Source organism: Mesorhizobium sp. M1406 (assembly GCF_040317555.1).
In the GTDB taxonomy this organism is placed as follows: Bacteria; Pseudomonadota; Alphaproteobacteria; order Rhizobiales; family Rhizobiaceae; genus Mesorhizobium.
Genome location: NZ_JAMYKW010000121.1, coordinates 1 through 7,356 on the forward strand (window position 1 = coordinate 1; position 7,356 = coordinate 7,356).

At 63.9% G+C, this 7,356-nt stretch carries 6 protein-coding genes; 2 read left to right on the forward strand and 4 right to left on the reverse strand.

Annotation, left to right across the window (positions count from 1 at the left end):
* Positions 1-254: 254 nt before the first annotated feature.
* Both NKH03_RS33855 and NKH03_RS33860 read right to left on the reverse strand, forming a co-directional pair.
* The gene (locus tag NKH03_RS33855) at positions 255-554 is read right to left on the reverse strand and encodes a hypothetical protein (RefSeq protein WP_352863712.1); all 300 of its coding nucleotides are present in this window, start codon (positions 552-554) and stop codon (positions 255-257) included.
* A 321-nt stretch (positions 555-875) separates the two neighbouring features.
* Positions 876-1,325, reverse strand: coding sequence for a GatB/YqeY domain-containing protein (locus NKH03_RS33860; protein WP_352973189.1), 450 nt, complete (start codon positions 1,323-1,325; stop codon positions 876-878).
* Between the two features lie 276 nt (positions 1,326-1,601).
* Here NKH03_RS33860 and carA point away from each other — a divergent pair, with 276 nt between their 5' ends.
* The gene (carA, locus tag NKH03_RS33865; RefSeq protein ID WP_352973190.1) at positions 1,602-2,819 is read left to right on the forward strand and encodes a glutamine-hydrolyzing carbamoyl-phosphate synthase small subunit; all 1,218 of its coding nucleotides are present in this window, start codon (positions 1,602-1,604) and stop codon (positions 2,817-2,819) included.
* A 54-nt stretch (positions 2,820-2,873) separates the two neighbouring features.
* Here the strand turns inward: carA and NKH03_RS33870 are convergent, their stop codons facing one another.
* Positions 2,874-4,139 (reverse strand): TCR/Tet family MFS transporter, encoded by a 1,266-nt coding sequence (locus tag NKH03_RS33870; RefSeq protein ID WP_352973192.1) that lies wholly within the window; start codon positions 4,137-4,139, stop codon positions 2,874-2,876.
* A gap of 156 nt (positions 4,140-4,295) precedes the next feature.
* A complete protein-coding gene (gene ypfJ / locus NKH03_RS33875) occupies positions 4,296-5,210 on the reverse strand; it encodes a KPN_02809 family neutral zinc metallopeptidase (RefSeq protein ID WP_352973193.1) in 915 nt (304 codons plus the stop codon).
* A gap of 178 nt (positions 5,211-5,388) precedes the next feature.
* Here ypfJ and NKH03_RS33880 point away from each other — a divergent pair, with 178 nt between their 5' ends.
* Positions 5,389-7,293: a hypothetical protein gene (locus tag NKH03_RS33880; RefSeq protein ID WP_352973194.1), complete on the forward strand. Its 1,905-nt coding sequence runs from the start codon at positions 5,389-5,391 to the stop codon at positions 7,291-7,293.
* Positions 7,294-7,356 lie beyond the last annotated feature (63 nt).

Sequence of the window (7,356 nt, forward strand, 5' to 3'; positions counted from 1 at the left end):
TGCCTAGGGTAAGTCTTTGTCGCAGAAGCATTTTCCCTGATTCGGAGCCCCGATGCACCTCAACTCTGTGAGATATTCGGGCTAGTCGTCAGCACGGTTCTTGTTCGTGTTGTCGCCCGGATGAGGAAGTGGTGCGTCGCCGCCGTGTCACGGCGTTTGCCTGTCCGGGCCTGCCCTCGTGCTGATAATGGCAAAGCGACGGGATCGTTCCGAAAGGCGTCGAATAGTCTTCTCGCCAAGTGGCTCGGTTCGGCTTAGCGCTGCTGCCGCCTGATCTTCGGAGCCTTGGTGCCCTTCGAACGCCCGGCGACCGCCGGACTGGCGCCGGATGCTTTTTCCGTCGCGGTACCCGGCGTGGCTTGCCTCGGCGGGTTCTGTCCGTCCGACTGGTGGGTTCGGTCTTCCACTTCGCCCATCCGACGGGTGAGCCCCACTCCGCCGGCAGGCTTCTTGTTGCCGGCCGCATCCTGGGAGAATTCATCGGATGCGTCGGCATCGGTCTTTGCCGGATACTTCGTCGCACCGGTTTCGTAGTGGGTTTTGTTCTCAGCCATGACATCTCTCCGGTTGCATGACGGATAAACATCCCGGCGGTATCCGAGTTCCAGCTCCCGGACTTGGATTCGGGAAGCGCCCAGTCGAATGAGGCTCTTCACCTTCGGCATACGGAACAGAACCACGGACCTTGCGCCTTGTGGCAATTCCAACCGGGCAAAGGGCTTGCCGTCCAGAGGGGATCGGAACTCACCACTGAAACGCCGCCCGTCCAAGGGCAAGCAGACCGATCTCCGATTCCCGTTACCCTCGCACCGCCAGCCGGACAGGCGCAGGGCAGCCGATTTTTCCCGCCCCAGCGACGAGATGTGTAGCAACCCTTACTGCAGCAATCCCTTGACGATGCCGCTCGCCTTGCCGAAATCCATCTGGCCGGAATATTTCTGCTTCAGCGCGGCGATCACCTTGCCCATGTCCTTCTGGCTGGCCGCGCCTGTCGCCGCGATCGCCTCGCGCGCCGCGGCCTGGATGGCGGCATCGTCAAGCTGCGCCGGCAGGAAGGCGCGGATGATCTCAATCTCGCCGCGCTCCTGCGCGGCCAGTTCGGGCCGTTTGCCGTCGTCGAATGCCTTTGCCGATTCCTCGCGCTGCTTCACCATCTTGGCCAGGATCTGCAGGATTTCCTCGTCGCTGGCCGGCTCCTTGCCCGAACCGCGATTGGCGATGTCGCGGTCGTGAATGGCGGCCTGGATCAGCCGCAAAGTCGGCAGCCGGTGCTTGTCCTGCGCCTTCATCGCGCTCTTCAGGGATTCGGCGATTTTGCCGCGCATGGTGCATTCTCCTTCGATCGGCGCGGACAATAGCGCCGGGGGCGAGCCAACGCAAACCCAGAAATGCCAGGGCAAGCCTCTGATATTGCTAGATGAAATAAATCGAAGCCGCATTTCGCATGATCATTGACCGCCCTGCCCCCTTCCCCTATGTACTGGGCCTTGCATGAACTGAAGCTTGACTGCGTGGAAGCCGCGAAATCGCTGCTTGACGCCGTTTGCTGCGCGGATGGCCCGCCGGGCCGTTGAGCCACGCAGCTTGATAGGAGTGCCGCCATGGCCGAGATGACGCCCGCCTCGACGCCCGCCTGGGCAATCGAAAAGCCGACCGCCCTGCTGGTGCTGGCCGACGGCACCGTCATCGAGGGTCGCGGCCTCGGCGCCACCGGTTCCGCCGTCGCCGAAGTCTGTTTCAACACGGCACTCACCGGCTACCAGGAAATCCTCACCGACCCGTCCTATGCCGGCCAGATCGTCACCTTCACCTTCCCGCATATCGGCAACATCGGCACCAATGACGAGGACATCGAGGACCTCAACCCGGTCGCCCGCGCCGGCGCCGTCGGCGCCGTCTTCAAGGCCGATGTCACCAACCCGTCCAACTATCGCGCCGGTACCGGACTCGACCAGTGGCTGAAGAAGCGCGGCATCGTCGCCTTGTCGGGCATCGACACCCGCGCGCTGACCGCGCTGATCCGCGAAAAGGGCATGCCCAACGCCGTCATCGCCCATGCGCCCGATGGCGTGTTCGACCTCGATGATCTGAAGCGTCGCGCCGCTGCGTGGTCCGGCCTGATCGGGCTCGATCTCGCCAAGGAGGTCACGTCGGGCCAGTCCTCGGTCTGGCGCGAGACGCCATGGGTGTGGAACGAAGGCTTTGGCGAACAGGCCGAGCCTTCGATGCACGTCGTCGCCATCGACTACGGCGTCAAGCGCAACATCTTGCGCCTGCTCGCCGGCCTCGGCGCCAGGGTCACAGTCGTGCCAGCCAAGACCGGCGCCGAAGAAATCCTCGCCATGCAACCGGACGGCATTTTTCTCTCCAACGGTCCCGGCGACCCGGAGGCCACAGGCGACTATGCCGTCCCGGTTATCCAGGACCTGTTGAAGACCGACATTCCGGTGTTCGGCATTTGCCTCGGCCACCAGATGCTGGCGCTGGCGCTGGGCGGCAAGACCGCCAAGATGCATCAGGGCCATCACGGCGCCAACCATCCGGTCAAGGACCACACCACCGGCAAGGTCGAGATCGTCTCGATGAACCACGGCTTTGCCGTCGATGCCGACTCGCTACCGTCAGGCGTCGAGGAAACCCACGTCTCGCTGTTCGACGGTTCGAACTGCGGCATCACGCTCACCGGCCGGCCGGTGTTCTCGGTCCAGCATCACCCCGAGGCATCGCCCGGCCCGCAGGATTCGCACTATCTGTTCCGCCGCTTCGTCAACCTGATCCGCGAAAAGCGAGGCGAGGAATTGCTGGCCGAGCGGGCCTGACCCGTCAGCGCTGCCCCCAACGCCCTGCCGGGCACTTCCTTCTGAGACGGGGCCTCATATCTGTGCTCCATCTTCGGCGACGCCGGTAGTGACATTTGTGCGCGCCGCCGGCCTCGCCACTTTCGTCACGAAGACGATGAGCGCCAGCGTCAGGAAGCACGCTCCGAGCAAATAGGGCGCGCCGCCGAAGGTCACGGGCGCGTTCGGCCCGGTGAACCAGGAAAAGATCGCCGTATAGAGCAGTGGCGTGATGATCGAGGTGATCGAGAAGATCGAAGTCATCGCGCCCTGCAATTCGCCCTGCGCCGAAGGCGGCACCTTGGCTGCGGCGAGGCTCCTCAGCGGCGGGTCGGCCAGCGCTTCCAGACAGCCGACGACGATCACCGCATAGATCATCCAGCCCTGCGACGCGAACGCGTAGCCGAAGGCGCTGAGTGCCGTGAAGGCAAGACCGATGACCGCCGTCCTCCACTCGCCAAGCCGGGGGATCACGCGCGGCAGCACCGTCGCCATGACGATCGCGCCGCACAGGCCGAAGGCGCCGAGCGAGAAGCCGATCTGCTGCTCGCTCCAGCCATAGCGATAATTGGAAACGAACGACCAGACCGCCGGATACATCATGTGTCCGAGCGTCATCAGAAAAAAGGCGAGCCCGATCCAGCCGATGCCCTGATATTGGCGCATCTGGAGGAGCGTGCCGACCGGATTGGCGCGCTTCCACTCGAAGCGGCGGCGATGCTTGTCGTCGAGCGTTTCCGGCAACAGGAACAGCGCGATCAGGAAATTCACGAAGGCGAGTCCGGCAGCGAAATAGAACGGCACGCGCGGCCCGAACGTGCCGAGCAACCCGCCCAGGACCGGCCCGATGACGAAGCCGACGCCGAAGGCAATGCCGAGCAGGCCGAAATTCTTCGCCCGGTTCTCATCGTTCGAAATGTCGGCGATGAAGGCGGATGTCGTCGAATAACTGGCGCCCGAAATGCCGGCCAGCACACGGCCGATGAACAGCATCGGGTAGGACCAGGCCACGGCGCAAATCAAATTGTCGATGGAAAAGGTCAGCACCGAGGCAAGCAGGATCGGCCGCCGCCCGAACCGGTCACTCAACCCGCCCATGATGGGCGCGAAGAAGAACTGCATGGCCGCATAGACGAAGAACAGCCAGCCGCCTTCGATCGCCGCTTCGCTGATGCTGACCCCGGTCAATTCCCTGAGATAGGCCGGCAGCACCGGCATGATCATGCCGAAGCCGATGATGTCGAGCAGCAGCGTGGTGAAGACGAGCGCAAGGCCCCGTCTGGCGGTTTTGGGGTCGATCATGACGGCTCAGGCTCCCGTGATCGCCCTGGGGCGCAGGCGGACGCACCTTATAGGCGAGTCCGCCGTAAGGAACAATGCGGGAACAGATCGGATTCTTTCATCCTGACAGCCCCTGACGGCGCCTTGGCCGTCAGGTCAGCGCCCGGAAGCGGCTATTCAAATTGGCCCGCTCAGCGTGTTGCAATCCGAAAGCTTGCCGCTTTTGTAGCCGCGCGCCAGCCAGGTCTGCCGCTGCTGCGAGGTGCCGTGGTTGAAGCTTTCCGGCACGACATAGCCCTGCGCCTTCTTCTGCAGCGTGTCGTCGCCGATCTGCTTGGCGGCGTTCAGCGCGCTTTCGATGTCGCCCTGCTCCAATATGCCTTTCTGGTCGGTGTAATGCGCCCACAAGCCGGCGAAGCAGTCTGCCTGAAGCTCGATGCGCACCGACATCTGGTTGGCCTCGACCTCGCCCATGCTTTGCCGCATCTGGTTGAACTTGGACATGATGCCGGTCAGGTTCTGCACGTGGTGGCCGATCTCATGCGCGATCACATAGGCGCGGGCGAATTCGCCAGAGGCGCCGAATTGCTGATCGAGCTGCTGGAAGAACGTCATGTCGAGATAGACCTTGCGGTCGCCGGGGCAGTAGAACGGTCCGGCCGCCGCGGAGGCAAAGCCGCAGGCCGAGCGGACCTGGCCGCTGAACAGTACCAGCTTCGGATCCTCATAGGTCAGGCCCTGCGATTTGAAGATGCCGGTCCAGGTGTCCTCGGTCTCGGCCAGCACGGTCGCCACGAACTGCTTCATCTCGTCATTGGCGGGCGTACCCGCGCCGCTGTCCTGGCCACCGCCGCTGTTGTCGGTGATCAGGCCACCGCCGCCGTCGCCACCGCCCAGGATCGTCGATGGATCGAATCCGAAATACCATCCAGCCAGCACCACCAGGATGACGAGGAAGATGCTGCCGCCGCCGCCGGCGCGACCGCCAATCGGAATGCGGAACTGGCCGGGGCTGCCGCCGCCGAGCCCGCCGCCGCTGTCGCTGCGGTCGTCCTCGACATTGTCACTCTGACGACGGCCCTTCCAGAGCATGGCAACTCCTCGTGCTGCGAATTTCCCCGCTGTTCCGGGGCTCAACCCAACAAACAATTATCCCAATGATTGCGGCAAGTCACAGCATTTTTCCAGACTGCGGCGGTGCTGGCATGGCGGCCCTCACCACTCTAGCCGAGAGTGCGCAAGGCCTGTAGCATTGCCCGCAATGGGGGATGTGTTGGGCTTGAGGACGATCGGTTCGTTTCTGTCGCTGATTGCGGCGTTGTTTTGTCTCGGCACGCCGGCCGCCGGCGCGGTGACGCTCGATTCCAGCGTCGCCGTCACCGATCCCGCCAGCTTGCAGGCGCTGGAGCGCGGCGGCCTGTCGATCAGCCGCCTGCTCGGACCCGCACTCGGCCTCACCCGCGAGGTCGACAATCGCGGCCTGTTTTCGGTGCCGGCGCTGGCCACGGTGCGCGACACCGTCAAGCAACAGATCACCGACGAGCCGAAGACCAGCCCGGACCCTTATGTTGCGGCCATGGCGAAATCGAAGGACACCAGCCAGAAATTCAATCCAAAATACATCAACGACGACGGCTCGACGCTCGACCTGACCGGCGTCGTCAACCGCATGGATCGCGGCTATCTCGGGCACACTGAATGCGGCGAGATCCGGCTGATCTACCGCTTCCACTATTCGGTCGCGGAAAAGCCGGTCAAGGGAAAGGCTGGCCAGCGCATTTCCTCGCGCCTGCCGCTGACCATGAGCCTGGTGTTCAACGCCAAACCCAGGCGGGCGCAAGCCCGCGCCTCGAAGGATTTGCCAAGCGCCACCGATGTGTCCTGCGCCGATGTCGCCCGGCGCTGGCTGGCTGCCGGGAAACAGGACCTGCCGCCCGATCAGCTTGCCGCCTGGCTGCGCTCCGACGAGGGGCCGCTGTCGGGTGCCATGCTGAATTCCGCGCAGATCATGAGGCTGGAACTCAACATGCAGGTGCTTCGGCTGTCGGCCTCGACACGGCGCGATTTCGGCGGCCACGCCGAGTACCTGCTGAAGATCTTCAAATGGGATCCGGCCAGCTCGACATTTTACGAATCGAAGATGGAAAACCAGATCGATCGGACCACAGTGCTGGCCGACAGGCCGTCCTTCGCCAAATGGCTGCTCACCGACCGTAACATCCACGAGCTCGATCATGGCCGGCTGGTCATCGACGAAAAATTCCTGGCCAAAAGCGCCGTTTCCGTCGCGCCTGGCGGCCTCAGCCGGTCGCAGAACAACATCGCCCATGGGCTGGTCGACGATGCCGATATCGACACGGCGCTGAAGGACTATGTCGCCAGGGGCAACACGCTCGCCACCATCAAGTCGGTGGCCGGCTTCGAATTGCGCCTCAACGAGATGAGCTGCACCGGCTGCCACCAGACGCATGGCATTGCCGGCTTCCACTACACCGGCGCCGATCCGGCCAGCGAGCCGCGCCGCAACGCCGTCTTCGTGCCGGGCTCGGCCGTCTTCTTCGGCGACCTGCCTCGCCGCCGCGCCATCGTCGAGCAGTTCGCCGCCGGCGGCCACCCCGACTTTACGCGCGGCTTCGCCGCCCGTCCGGACGCGAAATATGCCGAGGCACTGAAGGGGACCGACCTCTACAATGGCTGGGGCTCGATCTGCTATCGCGGCGAGGACCTGAGTTTCAAGGCCTGGACCTGCGGCGCGGGCCTGCGCTGCGCCGGCGTCCATGAAAGCACCATCCATCCGGGCTTCGGCACCTGTGTCAGCGAAGCCGGCACGGCGGTCGGCGACCCTGTCGAGTTCGGCGAGATCAAGATGTCGACGTGGGGCAACGACCAGTATTGCCGCCTGTCGCCGGCCACCGCCAAGGCCTGCGCCATCGACCCGGCGCGGGACAAGAAGCCGGTGGTCAAGCTCGCCGGCTATGGCGCGGCGCGCCAGCGCTACGACAATCCCGAACAGAAGACCGGTGGATTTCCCGGCGGCATGCTGCGCAAGGCGAGCTGCGACAAGCTTCCCGACGAGGCGACGTGCGGTCGTCTCGCCAAGACCGGCTTCAACGACTGCGTCGCTTCGGGCAGGGACCACAAATTCTGCACCAGGGTGTCCGAACCGGATAGATAGGTAACAGAATGGACTGATTAGATGGGTGACAGTTTTCTTCCTCGCCGGGAGGACCGGCGATGG